At 60.4% G+C, this 15,908-nt stretch carries 15 protein-coding genes and 1 tRNA gene; 10 read left to right on the top strand and 6 right to left on the bottom strand.

Going from position 1 to position 15,908, the window contains the following annotated elements; translation table 11 throughout:
• Window positions 1-26: 26 nt before the first annotated feature.
• Complete coding sequence (locus Q1A52_RS18565) at window positions 27-647, bottom strand: hypothetical protein (protein ID WP_300018841.1); 621 nt, start codon at window positions 645-647, stop codon at window positions 27-29.
• Between the two features lie 246 nt (window positions 648-893).
• Here Q1A52_RS18565 and Q1A52_RS18560 point away from each other — a divergent pair, with 246 nt between their 5' ends.
• The 4 genes from Q1A52_RS18560 (at window position 894) to Q1A52_RS18545 (ending at window position 5,222) form a co-directional block, all read left to right on the top strand.
• A complete protein-coding gene (locus Q1A52_RS18560) occupies window positions 894-1,412 on the top strand; it encodes an Rrf2 family transcriptional regulator (RefSeq protein WP_300018838.1) in 519 nt (172 codons plus the stop codon).
• Window positions 1,413-1,424: 12 nt separating this feature from the next.
• Window positions 1,425-1,880, top strand: a complete 456-nt coding sequence (locus Q1A52_RS18555; RefSeq protein WP_300018835.1) for a carboxymuconolactone decarboxylase family protein — start codon at window positions 1,425-1,427, stop codon at window positions 1,878-1,880.
• Window positions 1,881-2,141: 261 nt separating this feature from the next.
• On the top strand, window positions 2,142-4,559 hold the full coding sequence (locus Q1A52_RS18550) for an FAD-dependent oxidoreductase (protein ID WP_300018832.1): 2,418 nt from the start codon (window positions 2,142-2,144) through the stop codon (window positions 4,557-4,559).
• A 42-nt stretch (window positions 4,560-4,601) separates the two neighbouring features.
• Window positions 4,602-5,222 carry an NTP transferase domain-containing protein gene (locus Q1A52_RS18545; RefSeq protein WP_300018829.1) on the top strand — a complete coding sequence of 207 codons (621 nt, stop codon included), beginning with the start codon at window positions 4,602-4,604 and terminating at the stop codon, window positions 5,220-5,222.
• Between the two features lie 41 nt (window positions 5,223-5,263).
• Here Q1A52_RS18545 and Q1A52_RS18540 read toward each other — a convergent pair whose 3' ends face one another.
• Entirely contained in the window at window positions 5,264-7,855 is a 2,592-nt protein-coding gene (locus tag Q1A52_RS18540) for a Hint domain-containing protein (protein WP_300018826.1), read from the bottom strand.
• Window positions 7,856-8,500: 645 nt separating this feature from the next.
• Window positions 8,501-8,584, bottom strand: a tRNA-Leu gene (locus Q1A52_RS18535).
• A 127-nt stretch (window positions 8,585-8,711) separates the two neighbouring features.
• Between Q1A52_RS18535 and Q1A52_RS18530 the strand changes: the two genes are divergently transcribed.
• Together Q1A52_RS18530 and Q1A52_RS18525 are read left to right on the top strand one after the other, a co-directional pair.
• Entirely contained in the window at window positions 8,712-9,290 is a 579-nt protein-coding gene (locus Q1A52_RS18530) for a YqaA family protein (RefSeq protein WP_300019518.1), read from the top strand.
• Window positions 9,287-9,745, top strand: a complete 459-nt coding sequence (locus tag Q1A52_RS18525; RefSeq protein ID WP_300018823.1) for a disulfide bond formation protein B — start codon at window positions 9,287-9,289, stop codon at window positions 9,743-9,745. The genes Q1A52_RS18530 and Q1A52_RS18525 overlap by 4 nt, the downstream gene beginning before the upstream one ends.
• On the opposite strand, the gene Q1A52_RS18520 is transcribed toward Q1A52_RS18525, so the two are convergent.
• Window positions 9,742-10,167, bottom strand: coding sequence for an Lrp/AsnC family transcriptional regulator (locus Q1A52_RS18520; RefSeq protein ID WP_300018820.1), 426 nt, complete (start codon window positions 10,165-10,167; stop codon window positions 9,742-9,744). The two genes, Q1A52_RS18525 and Q1A52_RS18520, sit on opposite strands and share 4 nt — an antisense overlap.
• A 109-nt stretch (window positions 10,168-10,276) precedes the next feature.
• On the opposite strand from Q1A52_RS18520, the gene rocF reads away from it, so the two are divergent.
• The 3 genes from rocF to Q1A52_RS18505 are packed head-to-tail and all read left to right on the top strand — an operon-like array spanning window position 10,277 to window position 13,176.
• Complete coding sequence (gene rocF, locus Q1A52_RS18515) at window positions 10,277-11,197, top strand: arginase (RefSeq protein WP_300018817.1); 921 nt, start codon at window positions 10,277-10,279, stop codon at window positions 11,195-11,197.
• A 2-nt stretch (window positions 11,198-11,199) separates the two neighbouring features.
• Window positions 11,200-12,108, top strand: coding sequence for a citrulline utilization hydrolase CtlX (gene ctlX, locus Q1A52_RS18510; protein ID WP_300018814.1), 909 nt, complete (start codon window positions 11,200-11,202; stop codon window positions 12,106-12,108).
• A gap of 12 nt (window positions 12,109-12,120) precedes the next feature.
• The gene (locus Q1A52_RS18505; RefSeq protein WP_300018811.1) at window positions 12,121-13,176 is read left to right on the top strand and encodes an ornithine cyclodeaminase; all 1,056 of its coding nucleotides are present in this window, start codon (window positions 12,121-12,123) and stop codon (window positions 13,174-13,176) included.
• 77 nt (window positions 13,177-13,253) lie between these two features.
• On the opposite strand, the gene Q1A52_RS18500 is transcribed toward Q1A52_RS18505, so the two are convergent.
• Both Q1A52_RS18500 and dksA read right to left on the bottom strand, forming a co-directional pair.
• Window positions 13,254-14,399, bottom strand: a complete 1,146-nt coding sequence (locus tag Q1A52_RS18500) for an FAD-dependent monooxygenase (RefSeq protein ID WP_300018808.1) — start codon at window positions 14,397-14,399, stop codon at window positions 13,254-13,256.
• 76 nt (window positions 14,400-14,475) lie between these two features.
• Window positions 14,476-14,898, bottom strand: coding sequence for an RNA polymerase-binding protein DksA (dksA, locus tag Q1A52_RS18495; RefSeq protein WP_195821899.1), 423 nt, complete (start codon window positions 14,896-14,898; stop codon window positions 14,476-14,478).
• A gap of 168 nt (window positions 14,899-15,066) precedes the next feature.
• Between dksA and Q1A52_RS18490 the strand changes: the two genes are divergently transcribed.
• Window positions 15,067-15,906 (top strand): MoxR family ATPase, encoded by an 840-nt coding sequence (locus Q1A52_RS18490; protein WP_300018805.1) that lies wholly within the window; start codon window positions 15,067-15,069, stop codon window positions 15,904-15,906.
• The last annotated feature ends 2 nt before the right edge of the window (window positions 15,907-15,908 follow it).

Below are 15,908 nucleotides of genomic sequence, written 5' to 3'. Positions count from 1 at the left end.
CCCCGGCACCCAACGCCCGGTTATTTCTATCCACAATCAGATAAATACGTTTCGAAATAGCTTCGCGCAGTTCGGGCGGCCACTTGCCATTCGGCCAGATGTGTTTTTGGCAGAGTGATCTGAGTTTCCCAACCGTTGAGCAACAGGCCTGTCATGTGACAGTTGACACTCCACAGATCACGCCCGCATCGTATGGAAACACCATCCAGCGTTTCGAAATTCTCGCTGGGCTCAAACCACTTCTTGTGCGTGTCTCGGCTCTCGCGGACCGAACAGTTTGGAAGGTTCTCCCCCGTTAACAGCGAAAGACCGTTGTCTTGCGGGACGCGATTGCAGCCCATTCGGCCTCGGTGCTTGTCTGCCTCTCTGGTCGAATAGGTTGCGTTCGGCGTATAGGAGACGATCAATCCGGTGTCATCCGGTCCAGCGGATTTACGAGGCAGGGGCAGGTCTGATGATGCCCGAAAGTCTGAAATACCTCTCGGTCGATCCGGGATCGGGTAAAACTCCAAGTCTTCACCGGAGTGTCTTAGGCACCAACCATCAATCCGGAACTCTCGTGCTGACATATTGCCTGCGCTCAGCACCCAAGCAGCAAACACCGCGATGACGTTCGCATATAGCACCCGGTTTCTGGTCTTTGGCATATTGCCCCCTGTCGGCTTTGGCTGAACGGATGCTGCCGAGAGACGTTGAAGCATTCGCACAGCTTGATTGCGCATTGCGGTAATTGCCCAAGGCAAAGAACCCGGAACGGGCGACGAGACCCATGACCATTTGATGTAAGCGCGAAATCTGACCGAAATTGGACCAGTACACGCCTCACATACTGGCCAGTTGACTCCTTTCAATTCACGGATAAATATCATCCACGATTCGATGGAGATCCCCGGATGAAACTCAGCGACGGTATTGAACAGGCCCTGCATTGCGCCACGCTGCTGGCATCCCTGCCGAACGGCGGGCTGCTCTCTGCGAAAGCCATGGCCGATTTCCACGGTGTCTCTCCCAGTTACCTGCTGAAACATCTGCAGGCCCTGTCAAAAGCAGACCTTCTGCACACCGAACCCGGCCCGCGCGGCGGCTACCGGCTTGCGCGCGCGCCGGATCAGATCACCCTGCTGGACGTGGTGCTGGCCGTCGAAGGGCCCGAGCCTGCTTTTCGGTGTAAGGAAATTCGCCAGAACGGGCCAAACCCCCTGCCCGCGTCGCACTTCAAGGCGCCCTGCCAGATCAATGCGGCGATGCTGCGCGCAGAACGGGCTTACCGGACAGAGCTGTGCGCCGTGACACTGGCGGACCTGCTGGCCGATCTGGCCGCTGCGGACGATGGCTCCATCGCCGCGCGCGGCTGTGCGTTTTTCGACGAGCACATGCGCCGGTCAAAACCCGATCCCACCCCCACCACCTGAAAGGACAATACGATGACTCTCCGCCTTGATTCCATGACCGCCGCCCCCGATGCCGTAAAGGCCGTTTATGGGCTGGAAACCTATGTCGCCAGCCAGTCGGGACTGGACCATCGGCTCATTCACCTGCTGAAACTGCGCGCCTCGATCATCAACGGTTGCGCCTATTGTGTGGACATGCATACCAAGGAAGCGCGCAAGGACGGGCTGTCCGAGCAGTGGATTGCACTGGTCAGTGTCTGGCACGAAGCGAGTATTTTCGACGCCCGCGAACGCGCGCTTCTGGGGTGGACCGACGCCCTGACCAACCTCGCCCAGACGGGTGCGCCGGACGAGGCCTATGAGGCCATGCAGGCGGCGTTTTCAGAAGCGGAGATCACCAAACTGACGGTCGCGATCGGCACAATCAACATCTGGAACCGCATGGCTGTCGGTTTCCGCATGCAGCATGCGTTGGACGAAGCGGCCTGACGTATCGCGTTCCGGAGCCTTGCCAACGGGCAGGCTTCGGGGCGCGTTACCTTCGCGCCGCGCGGACTAATCCGGACTTGGCCCGGCTTTGGGATCACGCATCGCACCTCGCGATGATGGGCGCGGGATATTGGCGAGCATGACCGACGCGACAGACCGCGCCCTACACGTCCAGCTTAAGCGTCACATTCTGTCGTTTTTGAACCAGCCCTGTCGGTTACCCCCGTCTTAGCTGCACTCAACAGACAGTCGGAGGCTTTCATGCAAACCACCACCCGTGTTGCTATTATCGGAGGCGGCGTCGTTGGCGCTTCGGTGCTCTATCACCTGACGAAGCTTGGGTGGTCGGATGTGATGCTGCTGGAACGCTCCGAGTTGACCAGCGGCTCCACCTGGCACGCGGCAGGTGGATTTCACACGCTCAACGGCGACACAAATATGGCCGCACTGCAGGGCTATACCATCAATCTTTACAAGGAGTTAGAGGAAATCACCGGTCTCTCTTGCGGGCTGCATCACGTGGGTGGCGTGACCCTTGCGGACAATCAGGACCGCTTTGACATGCTGCTGGCGGAGCGCGCCAAGCACCGCTTCATGGGGCTGGAAACCGAAATCGTCGGTCCCGAGGAGGTCCGGAAAATTGCGCCTGTGACCAACACCGACGGCATCCTCGGCGCGCTCTACGACCCGCTGGACGGCCACCTCGACCCCTCCGGCACCACCCACGCCTACGCCAAGGCCGCGCGCATGGGCGGTGCCACCATCGAGACCCACTGCATGGTGCGTGAGACCAACCAGCGCCCGGACGGCACCTGGGACGTGGTGACCGACAAGGGCACGATTCACGCCGAACACGTTGTGAACGCGGGCGGGTTATGGGCCCGTGAGGTCGGCGCCATGGCCGGGATCTACTTACCCCTGCATCCGATGGAGCACCAGTATCTGGTCACCGAAGAGGTGCCGCTGATTGCCAAGATGATAGCCGACGGCAAGGAGCACCCCCACGTGATGGACCCGGCGGGCGAAAGCTATCTGCGCCAGGAAGGCCGGGGCCTCTGCATCGGGTTCTACGAGCAGCCCTGCCGCCCCTGGGCTGTCGAGGGCACCTCTTGGGAGTTTGGACAGGATCTGCTGCCCAACGACTTTGACAAGATCGAGCAAAGCATTGATTTCGCTTATAAACGTTTTCCCGACCTGGAACGCGCGGGCGTCAGATCGGTCATCCACGGCCCCTTCACCTTTGCGCCCGATGGCAACCCGCTGGTGGGGCCCGTGCCGGGGGTGCGCAACTACTGGTCGGCCTGCGGGGTGATGGCGGGCTTTTCCCAAGGCGGCGGCGTGGGTCTCATGCTCGCGCAGTGGATGATCGAGGGCGAAACCGAACGGGATACCATGGCGATGGACGTCGCCCGGTTTGGCGACTGGATCACCCCCGGCTATACGCTGCCGAAAGTCATTGAAAACTATCAGAAACGTTTCTCCGTCGCCTACCCCAATGAAGAATTGCCTGCTGCCCGACCAAATCGCACGACGCCAATGTATGATATCTTCTCGCAGATGGGTGCGGTCTGGGGCCAGCAATACGGGCTGGAGGTGGCGAATTACTTCGCGCAAGGTGATGAGCCTGGCTACGAAACCCCGTCCTTCCGCCGCTCCGACGCCTTTGATGCCACAGCGCGCGAGGTTAAGGCCGTGCGCAAAAGCGTGGGCATCAACGAAGTGCAGAACTTCGGCAAATACCGCGTCACAGGCTCTCGTGCGCGTGCATGGCTGAACCGCATCATGGCAGGCCGTGTGCCCGCACCGGGCCGTCTCAGCCTGACGCCCATGCTCTCCCCCAAGGGGCGCCTGATTGGCGATTTCACCATCTCCTGCCTGGCAGACGACCACTTCCAGCTGACCGCGTCCTACGGGGCACAAGCCTTCCATTGGCGTTGGTTTCTGCACCATCAGGAAGACGACGTAACCCTCGAGAATATAAGTGATCGGAGGACCGGTTTTCAGATCGCGGGGCCGCAGGCCCGCGCGGTACTCGCTGCCTCAACCCGCAGCGATATCTCGGAGATGAAGTTCCTCGATGTGCGGCGCCTCACCGTTGGTATGGCCGATTGCATCGTGCAGCGCGTCAGCTACACCGGCGATCTGGGATATGAGATTTACTGCGACCCGATGAGCCAGCGCGCGCTCTGGTCCACACTCTGGGCAGCGGGTCAGCCGCACGGCATGACCCCTTTCGGGATGCGGGCGATGATGTCCTTGCGGCTCGACAAGTTCTTTGGCAGCTGGATGGCGGAGTTTTCCCCGGATTACACCGCTGCGGAAACCGGGCTGGATCGCTTCATCTCCTTCAGGAAAAATGATGATTTCATAGGACGCGCAGCCGCAGAAGCGGACCGCGACAACGGCCCTGCCCGCAAGCTCGTCGCCTTCGAGGTGGATGCCGAAGACGCCGATGTGCAGGGATACGAACCCATTTGGCAGGACGGCGCCGTCGTCGGTTTCTGCACCTCGGGCGGCTATTCGCACCACGCGGGTAAATCCATTGCCCTTGGCTTCCTGCCCAGCAACCGCGCGGCCGAACGACCGGATGTAAAGATTGAAATATTGGGACAGATGCGCCGCGCGAAAGTGATCACCGAACCGCTTTTTGACCCGAACGGGACACGCATGCGCGGCTGAGCACCGCTTTCGTTTTCGCGGGCCTTGCTGTAAGACTTTGGTATGACCCGGCAGGACAAATGCGACCTTCCCGTGATCCTGCTTGCCGCCGGGCAATCCCGACGTATGCGTGGCGCGGACAAGCTGCTGGAGGAAATCGAAGGCGTACCCCTGTTGCGCCGACAGGCGGAAATCGCCTGTGCCGTTACAAATGCGCCGGTCTTGGTTGCGTTGCCACCTTCGCCACATCCACGGTATCAATGCCTTGATGCCTTGGCGGTAAATCGGGTTCCTGTTCCGGATGCGGATGAGGGAATGAACGCCAGCCTGCGTACTGCCTTTGCGGCCTTACCCGGTGCGCCAGCCGCGGCCATGTTATTGCTGGCCGATCTGCCGGAACTGACCATTCAGGACTTGAGCTCTGTTTTTCAGGCCATTGATTTAAAATCAAAAACACTGATCTGGCGGGGAGCAACAGAGGATGGCAAGCCGGGGCATCCAATCGTTTTCTCGGCAGATCTCTTTCCGGCGTTCAAATCGCTCAAAGGGGACGGCGGCGGACGTGAAGTTGTCGCGAAGGCGGACGGGCGCGTAACCCTTGTCCCGTTGCCGGGGAACCGGGCACGACGTGATCTCGACACACCCGAAGACTGGGTGACATGGCGGGCAGAACAAACCGGTTGATGAGAGCACAAGGCTGACGTGCGCCCCGCAATGCTCCCTTTTTACCGCGTCAACAACCTTGCCTCATGGCGCTTGAGCGATCGGCGCGCTGCCTGGTAAGAGGCCACCCCAACCGGCGTTTTCAACTCGGGAAACAGATGTTCAAGCTCAGTGCGCTGCGCGTTACCAATGCCCGCCAGACTGTAGTCCCCGGGTTGGAAGCTTTCCGTCCAGGTTCCATTTGACAGCACAACCTCGTGCTGCGCGAACATGATGTGAATATAGGTGGTCCAGGGCACCTCGGCGGTCTTGATACCGGGCATGCCCGTCAGGTGTTTTGCGGCGACCAATACCTCACGTTCCTCAAAGTACAGCGCCGTCTTGTCACTGCACACCAGGACGCGGTGGTTGGGACTGAGAAGCATGTCGCGTTCCGGCAAACCGCCTCCCAACGCGCCCTTGCTGATCCGGATCGGCTTTAGGTGGGAATGCCGTGTCAGCTCCACACCTGTTAGTCCACGGGTTCCTTTCCAGCTGATGTCCTGGATACCATTGTCGCGCGTGATCACCTTGTCCCCCGGACGCAGGTCCTCGATCAGACGTTCGCCCTGCGGTGTCGCGATCAAGGTGCCAGGCGTGAAGCAGATAGGGGTCGGCCCGCCCACGATGTTTTCGATGTCCTCGAAAACCAACTCCCCGGTAGGGTTCCCATCGGCTTCGAAATACGACACCACCCCGTCTTCAAGGTCATCCGATGTGTACCGCAGCGTGAAACTGCCGTCGCCCTGCGATCCGGTCAGGTCAAGAGTGTCGAAATCATCGCCACCATCGCCACCATCGATCTGATCACCTGCGCCCACATCCACGAATGTGTCGCGATCATCTCCGCCCGAGAGCGTATCGCGGCCACCCTCCTCGCCCCCGCTGAGCAGATCATCCCCCGCGTCGCCACTGATCTCATCATCTCCGGCCCCGCCGGACAGTGTATCGTTGTCGTCCCCCCCGGAGAGTGTGTCATCCCCAGCTTCGCCAAAGATCGTGTCCTCACCGTCCCCACCGGACAGGTCGTCATCGTCAAGGACAACCGCCGCATCGAAATAGACATCGGTGATGTTGATCCCGGTATCGCCCGCGCCGTCTTGCGTGTGATCGATGACGATCCGTGTGATCGGGCCCGCGATGCCGACCAGCGCGGAATAGAGCGCGTTGGTATCTGATAGATATCCGCCGTTGCTATCGGCAGTATCAACGCCCAAGGCCCCCCCGGTATCGAGCAGGGTAATGCGCGCCCCGGCACTCATGGTAATTGGGACTTCGGTCCCATCCGCACCGAAGGCAGTCACCCTGACGACGCCATCGCCGTCGATGTCATTGATGCGGAAATCGACGTTCGTCACTGGCGCATCAAATGCGATTTCGTAGGTGACGGAACGATCCTGCCCTCGTAGCACACTGGACAGCGAGCTGTTGGCATCCGCAGGATCACCATCGGTCTCGACCCCGGTGACGAGCTGCGCGTTATCCGCAAACTGGGTCTTACCGTCGTCGTCACCCAAAACCGCAAAACTGACGTTAACCGATCCTGTGTTTTGCTGAAATCCAGCGCCCAGAGGATCATTATCCTCTACCGGGTCCTCTCCGTCGGGATCGGGTGCCAGATCCCATTGCAGCACTTCGCGCAAAACACCGGTCTCGGGCCCGTCCGGTGCGTCCCCCGCCAGCGTTCGATCTCCGTAGATCAGATCATTTCCTGCGCCACCGTCAACCACATCCGATCCGGACCCGGCATAAACGTCATCATTGCCGGAGCCGGCCTCAACCGTGTCATTGCCGACACCTGCATCGACGATATCATCCTGCGGTCCTTCGCCCGGCAGCACAGCATCGGAGGCATCGATCCGGTCACCTTCGGGATCACCGGTGTAATCCAGATCGATCAGATCTGCATCGATGGAGCCGGATACGATGCCGTCGGCAGTTACCGGGTTGTTGATGATGTCTCGGTTGTAAACAGCAACGGAGTCGATGCTTCCTTCAAAATACTTGCCGTAGTTATCCTCACGGGTTTCGCGCGCCCCAAAGGTAAAATTCTCACCATCGTCGTCATCGGTAACAAGGGTCAGGCCAATGGTATCGAAATCGATGCTGTCCCGTACGTCAGTGGTCAGATTTTCAACCAGAAGTGTTCCGCCTTCCTCAGCAGACCACGCATAGGTCACCCGGACATCATCACCTTCGGAAAACAGACAATTATGCGTTTTCAGCGTCAGCCGCGCATCCTGGGAAAAATGCGTGACGGTGACCCGGCCATTCCCTGTCACACCCAAGGCAAAGTAGCCGTCGTGCATCCGGTCATTGAATTCGCCGCGATTGACCAGCACATCCGTGGAGCTATTCGGCTGATCCCCTTGCGTAAACCGCACGGCGATCGTGCCTTCCGTCAGATCGAAGGGGGCATCTTCCCCCACGGTCGAAAAATAGTCGCGACGCCCATCAAGTTCCAGCGCCCCGTCCTCGGCCTCGGCATCACCGAAGGCCTGGCCGTCCTGTGCAATCCCGTCCGCGAGACCGGTATCTGCATTCTCTTGTCCTTCGAGGAAATCCCAAAAGCCAACAAGATGGGCCGCGTTCGGGTCGGTCGTGCTGTCAGACATTCTTTTCCCTTAAACCTGCCCGCAGAGCTGGGGACTCTGCGGGCCATAATCGTTCTCGTACTCACTCCACGGCACGGGGGCCGGGCACACAAACACACATCTCTCGAAAGCACGGGGAAATATGATCAGATCAAATGATCCGACCGAATGCATGCTTCTCCGCGCCCGGAGCGTCAGCACAAACAGCGCTCCCAGAAAGCATAGAAATTTTTGTACCGAACGAAGGCGTACGCACAAAGGGGAATTTGTCAAAAAAAGTCCCAAAATAAGGCGCTTGCGCCCCCTATGGATTTCAATTCACAGTTGATAATCGGGAAAAATCGAAAGATTGTTTCGACGGCGCAGGTCAGAGAAATTTGATCAAATCCGAATGATTTAAACCCACTAGTTCTCTTCAGCATCTTTTCCGCGAGGCCGCTGACGGCCTTTGCGTTTCCATTTGGGAAACAATATGTCCCGCTATGCGGGAACGTTTTTGTAACCTATTTTTCGCCACATTCTTGCCGCAAACTCAACAGTATCGAGGAATCAAATCTACTTATGCACACGCATGCACAGTTGCGCTGTATCGCGAATCATTTTGGACTGTGCCGATCCCTTATTGTCGAAAGGAAAAATCCCGCCCGGCGGGAAAAGTTGCCAATGTGGTACCCAAGGCCGGACTCGAACCGGCACGCCCGAAGGCGGGGGATTTTGAATCCCCTGCGTCTACCATTCCGCCACTTGGGCAACGACAGCGGCTTACCGCGTGGCCGTGCTGCGGGCAAGAGGATTTTGCACTCAATCATTGGCCCGCCGCTTGACCCCACATCCTGCCCATGCTCTTGCACACCTCGGACAAAGGAAAATGGCGACCATGTTGCGCAAATTCTACGACTGGACATTGAGCAAGGTCGACCACCCTCAGGCCCTTTGGGTTCTGGCATTTGTCAGCTTCATCGAAAGCTCCGTCTTCCCGATCCCTCCCGATGTGCTGATGATTCCGATGATCATAGCGCGGCCCTCGCGCGCATGGCTGATCGCCGGCGTGGCGCTGGTGGCCTCTGTTCTCGGCGGCATGCTCGGCTATGCCATCGGCGCCTTTGCCTTTGACGCCGTCGGACGCCCGATTCTGGAGACACTGGGGAAGGCCGAGGCCATGGAAGCGTTCAACACCCGCTTCAACGATCTGGGCTTCTGGGCCGTGCTCACTGCGGGTGTAACCCCCTTCCCTTATAAGGTCATCACCATCATGTCCGGCTGGACATCGATGCCGCTGGGCACTTTCATCGCGACCTCCATCCTGGCCCGCGGATTACGGTTTTTCCTCGTCGCCTTCCTGTTGTGGAAGTTCGGCGCGCCGATCCGCGACTTCATTGAAAAACGCCTCGGCCTGATGTTCACTCTGTTCATTGTCCTTCTGGTGGGCGGTTTCTTTGCGCTGAAGTTTCTATGACCCGATCCTATGCCATTGCTCTTGCGGCTGCAGGTTCCGCCACGTTGCTGATTGCGGCGTTCGCGTTTCAGCATCTCGGCGGCCTACCCCCCTGCAAACTCTGCATCTGGCAGCGCTATCCGCATGCCATCGCCATCGTCATCGGCCTGATCGCACTGCGGGTCCAGAGCGGGGTTCTGATCGCATTGGGGGCCTTGGCCGCCTTGCTCACGGCAGGGATCGGCGCCTTCCATGTTGGGGTCGAACAGGGGTGGTGGGAAGGCCCAACGACCTGCACGTCCGGCCCGGTCGGCGGGCTCAGCGCGGATGCCTTGCTGGATCAGATCATGACCGCACCGCTGGTCCGCTGCGACGACATCGCCTGGGAACTGCTGGGCATCAGCATGGCGGGATGGAATGCCCTTCTGTCGCTGGGGCTGGTGGCGCTCTGGCTGATAGCGCTGCGCCGCGCCTAGCTTGCCTTGCGGGTGCTGAGCAGGAGGCTCGTCTCACTCGCCGTCACCCCTTCCAGCCGCCGCACCTGAAACAGGATCTGGTCGAAACGTTCCAACGTCTCTGTCCCGATTTCAACGATCACGTCCCAGCGGCCATTGGTGGAATGCACCCGGCGCACTTCCGGCATGCCGGAGAGATGACGCAGAATGCGGTCCGTGCCCCGTCCCTCAATGGCGATCATCATCAACCCGCGCACGGGATCAGTGAGATGATCCTCTTTCATCACCACCGAAAATCCGAGGATGTCCCCGCGTTCCTGCAATTTCGCCAGACGGCTGCGCACCGTTGCGCGCGTCAGCCCAAGCACACCGGCAAGGTCTGACAATGAGGCGCGTGCGTCATGGCGCAGCGCGCTGACAAGACGTTTATCCGTTTCGTCCATTTCAGATTTCCATTCTGGTCAATTGAATTTCGATACGCTCAAATTGTACTCTTGTCTACCGTCCGTATCGATCAGTATCGTGGCGAAAATCCATAGACTGGAGCCTCTCATGACCCATCAGACCTGTATTCTCTATGGCGCACCTGTCGACAGTGGCAAACGCCGTCGTGGCTGCCTGATGGGGCCGGATGCCTACCGCACCGCCGGTCTGGCGGAGGCGCTGGAGGGGCTTGGCCACCGCGTCGAGGATCGCGGCAATGTCGCGCCGGCGGATTTTACGGCAACGCCTCACGACCGCCTGCACGCGCTGGAGGAGACCGTCGGCTGGACAACCGCCCTCGCGGAGGCGGCGGAGGCCGGATTGCAGGACGGTCTCCCTATTTTTCTGGGCGGGGATCACTCACTGGCGCTGGGTACCGTGCTGGGCGCGATGCGCCACGCCGAGACCGTCAAGCGGCCTCTCTTCGTACTCTGGCTTGATGCCCATAGCGATTTTCACACTCTGGCGACCACGGACAGCGGCAATCTGCATGGCACACCTCTGGGCTACGTAACCGGGCGGCCCGATTTCGAGGGCTTTCCACCGCTGGGCACGCCCCTGCCGCAGGAAAACATCGCCATCATCGGGCTGCGCTCCGTGGATGACGCTGAACGCGCGGCCTTGCAGGACACGGCGATCCACCGGGTCGATATGCGCGACATCGATGAATCCGGCATCGCCAAACCCCTCGCCAGTTTTCTGCAGCGAGTGGCAGCGGCAAACGGCATGCTGCATGTCTCGCTCGACGTAGATTTCCTCGACCCCAGCGTCGCTCCCGCAGTCGGCACCACGGTGCCCGGTGGCGCCACGATCCGCGAAGGTCACCTGGTCATGGAGATGCTGCACGACAGCGGGCTGATGACCTCGCTTGATCTTGTTGAGCTGAACCCCTTCCTCGACGAGCGCGGGCGCACGGCGCAGGTGATGGTCGATTTGGCCGCCTCCGCTTTGGGTCGCCGGGTCTTTGACCGACCCACACGGGCGTTTTGAGTATGCAGGTGCAAGTCCCCTCTGCCGTGGTCATGATCCGCCCGCATCACTTTCGCTCCAACCCTGAAACGCAAGGTGACAATGCCTTTCAGACGCCGGATCTGGGTGACGTTGCCCCCCGTGCCCGCATGGAATTCGACCATGTGGTGGACAGCCTGCGCGCCGCAGGCGTGACCGTGCATGATTTTGACGACACCGGCACGGACACACCGGATTCCGTGTTCCCCAACAACTGGTTTTCCACCCACGCAGGCGGGCATATCGCCGTCTACCCGATGTATGCCGCCAACCGACGCCGCGAGCGCCGATGGGACGTGATCGACAGCCTGAAGGCCAGCTACCGCGTGCAGGATGTGATCGATTATTCGGGTCTCGAACAGGACGGGCTCGCGCTGGAGGGTACCGGGGCGATGGTTCTGGATCACATTGCGCGGGTGGCCTACGTGGCCAAATCCCATCGCGCCGATCCGGTCATCCTCGAACGCTTCTGCACGCATTTCAACTTTGAACCCATCGCTTTCGACGCCGCAGACGCGCAGGGGCAACCCGTCTATCACACCAATGTTCTGATGGCGATTGGCACCCATATGGCCCTTGTCGGGCTGGATATGATCACCGATCCCGCCCGCCGTGCCATGGTCGCCGACCGTCTTGCCGAAACCGGGCGGGATGTCATCGCGCTCACACCGCATCAGATCGGCGCGTTCGCTGGCAATGCGATCGAGCTTTGCGGGCGTGACGGCACCCTGCTGGCTCTTTCCGCCCGCGCCCTCGATGCGCTGACCCCCGAGCAAATCACCCGGATCGAAGCCCATGCGCGGCTCCTGCCGCTGAACATCCCCACTCTTGAGACCGCAGGCGGTTCCGTTCGCTGCATGATTGCCGGTCTTCACCTGTCGCGCCGCACATAGAAAGGCCCCGCCATGACCACGCTTACCCCCTCCGACAAGGCCCTCGTCCCCTTCGTCTCCGTCGATCACATGATGCAGCTCATCCACCATATCGGGGTTGAGGATATGCTGCGCGGCCTGGCCGACTACATCGAGGCCGATTTCAAGCGCTGGCAGCTTTTTGACAAGACACCCCGCGTGGCCAGCCATTCCGCCGAAGGGGTGATCGAACTGATGCCGACCTCCGATGGCGAGGTTTACGGGTTCAAATACGTGAACGGTCACCCCAAGAACACAGCCGAAGGGCTGCAGACCGTCACCGCTTTTGGCCTGCTGGCGGATGTGGGCAACGGCTATCCTGTCCTGCTCAGCGAAATGACCCTGCTGACGGCGCTGCGCACAGCCGCCACCTCGGCCCTTGTCGCCCGCACGCTGGCCCCCAAGGACAGCAAGGTCATGGCGATGATCGGCAATGGCGCCCAATCGGAATTCCAGACCCTGGCGATGAAGGCGATCTGCGGGATCGAGGAAGTGCGGCTTTACGATACGGATGCGGCTGCAACCGAGAAATGCGCAGCGAATCTTGCCGGTCTCGGTTTGACGGTCACACCCTGCACCACCGCCGAAGACGCCATTCTCGGCGCGCAGATCATCACCACCTGCACCGCCGACAAGCAATATGCCACCATCCTGACGGACAACATGATCGGTGCGGGCGTGCATATCAACGCCATCGGCGGCGACTGCCCGGGCAAGACGGAACTGGCGCCGGCGATCCTGCACCGCTCGGATATCTTCGTGGAATATCCCGAACAGACCCGGATCGAAGGCGAAATCCAGCAACTGCCGGAAACCCACCCTGTCACCGAAATCTGGCAGGTGCTGACAGGTCAGGCAGAGGGCCGCCGCAATCCCGAACAGATCACACTCTTTGATTCCGTCGGGTTTGCCATCGAGGATTTCAGCGCCCTGCGTTACGTGCGCGACCAGATCGAAGAAACGCAGCTGTTCCACCCGCTTGACCTGCTGGCCGACCCGGACGATCCCCGCGATCTCTTCGGCATGCTGCAGCGGTCGCGTCCGGCGTAAGACCGCCGCACAGCGCCGTTTTGGGCTGGCCCAAAACCGAAAGCATGGCGTGCGCGGCAACGCCGCGCGCCTTCGGATTACGTCTTTGTCACATCGTACCCGTAGAGCCAGTTAAACTGTCGCATCATCAGCCCCGGCGCCAGACGGCTGCCTAGCGAGAGCCCCAGATGCGCCAGTTGTCGCACCGGCCCGTTTTTCAAATGATATTTCCGGGCATTACCACTGGCGGCGTCGATCACCCGCGTGGCCCGTGGCCTGCGCATCTCCTGATACTGATCCGCGCGCCCGTCCATCAGGCAGGTTGCAAGCACCCAGGCATCTTCCAGCGCCAGATTGGCCCCCTGCGCCAGAAACGGCAGGGTCGGATGCGCCGCGTCCCCCAGCAAAGCCACATTCCCCGCCCTCCAGGTCGCAGCCACCGGGTGCCGGAACAACCCCCACAGGGACACCGCCTCGACACGCCGCAAAAGATCGCCTGCAGAGCCGCCGAAATCCGCGAACGCGGTCTGCAGGTTTGCGGGATCATCGGCGTGATGCCACCCCTCCTCCGCCCAGGCGTCACGTTCCTGCACGGCAACAATGTTCATCAGCGCTCCGGCCTTTAGCGGGTAGCGCACCAAATGACGGCCCGGTCCCATGGTCACCCGCGCTTCCGGCGCCGAATCTTGTGCAGGCACAGTTGCTCGCCACGCCACCTGACCAGTGAAGGCTGCTGTGGACCCTGGCGAGACAACACCCCGACCAACGGAATGAATGCCGTCTGCGCAGATCACCGCTTCCGCCCGCACCGTCTGGCCCGTGCCCAACTGTACCTCCGGCAGGGCACCGGGCTCGATCCCGGTCACCTCTTGCCCCAGTTCCAGCGTCACGCCTGCCTGCTTTGCAGCCTTCGCCAGCAGGGTGATCAGATCGTGGCGATGCACAAACAGATATTTCTGCTCCTGCAACCGCGTCAGATCCAGCCGCGCGACCTCCGCCCCCGCCTTGTAGTCCTCCAGAACGACCGATGTGGCACGGACCGCCCCGGCGCGCTCCAGTGCCTCCTCAATCCCCAGCGCCTGCAGCACCGCCAGACCGTTGGGGCTGATCTGCAAACCGGCCCCCACTTCGGCGATCCGCGGCGCTTTCTCGTAGAGTGTGACGGCTACCCCTTGGCGTGCGAGGGCCGTGGCCACGGCCAACCCGCCAATCCCGGCGCCCACCACAATGACATTCCTGATCATCGAAGACCCTTCAAACAAAAACGCCGAAGCCCTGGCTCCGACGCTTTTACGCTCATTCCGATCTGATCGCCTGGGATCAATCGTCGCGGTGCACCTTCTCGCGGCGCTCATGGCGCTCCTGCGCCTCAAGGCTCATCGTGGCAATCGGGCGCGCGTCGAGACGTTTCAGCGAAATCGGTTCGCCCGTCACCGAGCAGTAGCCAAATTCACCCTCGTCGATCCGGCGCAGCGCGCCATCGATCTTGCTGACCAGCTTGCGCTGACGGTCCCGGGTGCGCAGCTCCAGCGCGCGGTCGGTTTCCTCGGAGGCACGGTCGGCCACGTCGGGAATATTGCGGGTGCCATCCTGCAGCCCCTCGATGGTGTCCTTGGACCCCGCCAGAAGCTCGGCGCGCCAATTCAACAGCTTGCGGCGGAAATACTCAACCTGGCGTTCGTTCATGAACGGCTCATCTTCGGCCGGACGATAATCATCCGGCAGAAACAGTTCCTGTTTCATTTGCTTCCCCTCAACGTGGCTAACGTCATTCATACGCGACTTGTCCTCAGGCCAAGTGCCCCCATGCGCCACGATCTACCCCACGTCCTTTCGATTGTCACTACACAATCCGGAAGAATTCTGGCTAAAAGCATCACAACACCGCGCGCCACAAAGGGTTGACGATACATGAAATTCCAAGGCACCGCCGACTACATCGCGACCGACGACCTGACAATCGCCGTAAACGCTGCCGTTACGCTGGAACGGCCGCTTCTGGTGAAGGGTGAGCCGGGTACTGGCAAGACCGAACTGGCACGGCAGGTCAGCGCCGCGCTGGATCTGCCGATGATCGAATGGAACATCAAATCCACCACCCGGGCACAGCAGGGCCTTTATGAATATGACGCCGTCAGCCGCCTGCGCGACAGCCAGCTGGGCGAGGAACGTGTGCACGATGTCAGGAACTACATCCGCAAGGGTAAGCTCTGGGAGGCCTTCGAGGCCGATCAGAAAGTGGTGTTATTGATCGATGAGATCGACAAGGCGGATATCGAATTTCCCAACGATCTGCTGCAGGAACTCGATAAGATGGAGTTCTTTGTCTATGAGACCGGCGAGACCATCCGCGCGCGGCACCGGCCCATCGTGATCATCACCTCCAACAATGAAAAGGAACTGCCCGACGCCTTCCTGCGGCGCTGTTTCTTCCACTACATCCGCTTTCCAAAGATGGAGACCCTGCGCCAGATCGTCGAGGTGCACTTCCCCGGCATAAAGGAGGCGCTGCTGACCACGGCGCTGACGCAGTTCTACGAGATTCGCGACCAGGCGGGTCTCAAGAAAAAACCCTCGACCTCCGAAGTGCTGGACTGGCTGAAGCTGCTTCTGGCCGAAGATCTCAGCGCCGAAGACCTCAAAAATTCCGGTGCCAATGCCCTGCCGAAACTGCACGGGGCCCTGCTGAAAAACGAACAGGACGTGCATCTTTTCGAGCGGCTCGCCTTTCTGGCGCGCAGCGGGCGGTGATC

This window comes from uncultured Roseobacter sp., assembly GCF_947488185.1.
Lineage (GTDB): Bacteria > Pseudomonadota > Alphaproteobacteria > Rhodobacterales > Rhodobacteraceae > Roseobacter.
This window is presented reverse-complemented; position numbering and strand designations above follow the sequence as displayed.

Coding starts and splice junctions, on each gene's coding strand:
- Q1A52_RS18565 (WP_300018841.1), bottom strand. CDS start 647: ATGCCAAAGACCAGAAACCGGGTGCTATATGCGAACGTCATCGCGGTG.
- Q1A52_RS18560 (WP_300018838.1), top strand. CDS start 894: ATGAAACTCAGCGACGGTATTGAACAGGCCCTGCATTGCGCCACGCTG.
- Q1A52_RS18555 (WP_300018835.1), top strand. CDS start 1,425: ATGACTCTCCGCCTTGATTCCATGACCGCCGCCCCCGATGCCGTAAAG.
- Q1A52_RS18550 (WP_300018832.1), top strand. CDS start 2,142: ATGCAAACCACCACCCGTGTTGCTATTATCGGAGGCGGCGTCGTTGGC.
- Q1A52_RS18545 (WP_300018829.1), top strand. CDS start 4,602: ATGACCCGGCAGGACAAATGCGACCTTCCCGTGATCCTGCTTGCCGCC.
- Q1A52_RS18540 (WP_300018826.1), bottom strand. CDS start 7,855: ATGTCTGACAGCACGACCGACCCGAACGCGGCCCATCTTGTTGGCTTT.
- Q1A52_RS18530 (WP_300019518.1), top strand. CDS start 8,712: ATGTTGCGCAAATTCTACGACTGGACATTGAGCAAGGTCGACCACCCT.
- Q1A52_RS18525 (WP_300018823.1), top strand. CDS start 9,287: ATGACCCGATCCTATGCCATTGCTCTTGCGGCTGCAGGTTCCGCCACG.
- Q1A52_RS18520 (WP_300018820.1), bottom strand. CDS start 10,167: ATGGACGAAACGGATAAACGTCTTGTCAGCGCGCTGCGCCATGACGCA.
- rocF (WP_300018817.1), top strand. CDS start 10,277: ATGACCCATCAGACCTGTATTCTCTATGGCGCACCTGTCGACAGTGGC.
- ctlX (WP_300018814.1), top strand. CDS start 11,200: ATGCAGGTGCAAGTCCCCTCTGCCGTGGTCATGATCCGCCCGCATCAC.
- Q1A52_RS18505 (WP_300018811.1), top strand. CDS start 12,121: ATGACCACGCTTACCCCCTCCGACAAGGCCCTCGTCCCCTTCGTCTCC.
- Q1A52_RS18500 (WP_300018808.1), bottom strand. CDS start 14,399: ATGATCAGGAATGTCATTGTGGTGGGCGCCGGGATTGGCGGGTTGGCC.
- dksA (WP_195821899.1), bottom strand. CDS start 14,898: ATGAAACAGGAACTGTTTCTGCCGGATGATTATCGTCCGGCCGAAGAT.
- Q1A52_RS18490 (WP_300018805.1), top strand. CDS start 15,067: ATGAAATTCCAAGGCACCGCCGACTACATCGCGACCGACGACCTGACA.